The 699-nt window shown below is 62.1% G+C and carries 2 protein-coding genes; both read right to left on the bottom strand.

Going from position 1 to position 699, the window contains the following annotated elements:
• Window positions 1-446 (bottom strand): FAD-binding protein (locus ALO43_RS22630; protein ID WP_157062358.1); only part of this gene is annotated, 446 nt, incomplete at its 3' end.
• The coding region (locus tag ALO43_RS22625) for an FAD-linked oxidase C-terminal domain-containing protein (protein ID WP_328586982.1) at window positions 446-699 on the bottom strand (254 nt) is incomplete at its 5' end. The genes ALO43_RS22625 and ALO43_RS22630, both read right to left, overlap by 1 nt.

Raw genomic sequence — 699 nt, 5'->3', positions numbered from 1 at the left:
ACGTCATAGCCTGCAACGTTTTTCATGACTTCGCCGCCAAAGCGCAGATGCTTGCCGAGGCCGGTGATGACCCGGGTGCCCAGCACGAAATCACGCACCGACCCGCTCCAGGGGCGGCGCGGGCCCGACAGTCCTGCGGCGACCATGCCGCCGAGCGTTGCGCAGCCAAAATCGGGCGGTACACAGGGCAGCATCTGGCCTGCGGCGTCCAGCACCTGCATCAGCTCGCTCAGCGGCGTACCGGCGCGGACGGTGATCACCAGTTCTGTCGGGTCGTAACTGACGATGCCACGGTGTTCGCGGGTATCGAGCACCTCACCTGTTGTCTCACGGCCAAGCAAGGCCTTGCTGTTGCCACCCTGAATACGTAACGGCGTGCTGTCCCGTAGCGCTTGATCGACCCGTTCGAGCAGAGCCTGGCTGACGTCTTTGTCCATCTCGCTCATCAGAAGCGCTCCAGTTCGGGAAACGGCAATTGCCCGGCATGAATATGCATGGCACCGAATTCCGCGCAGCGATGCAGGGTCGGGATGTTCTTGCCGGGATTGAGCAGGCCGCTGGCGTCGAATGCGGCCTTGATTGCATGGAAAAAAGTCAGTTCGTCACTGTTGAACTGCGCGCACATCTGGTTGATCTTCTCGCGACCGACACCGTGCTCGCCGGTGATGCTGCCGCCGACCTCGACGCACAGCTCAAGGT

The organism is Pseudomonas tremae (genome assembly GCF_001401155.1).
Lineage (GTDB): Bacteria > Pseudomonadota > Gammaproteobacteria > Pseudomonadales > Pseudomonadaceae > Aquipseudomonas > Aquipseudomonas tremae.
Note: the sequence above shows the minus strand (reverse complement) of the source record. Positions and strands in the feature narration are given on the sequence as shown.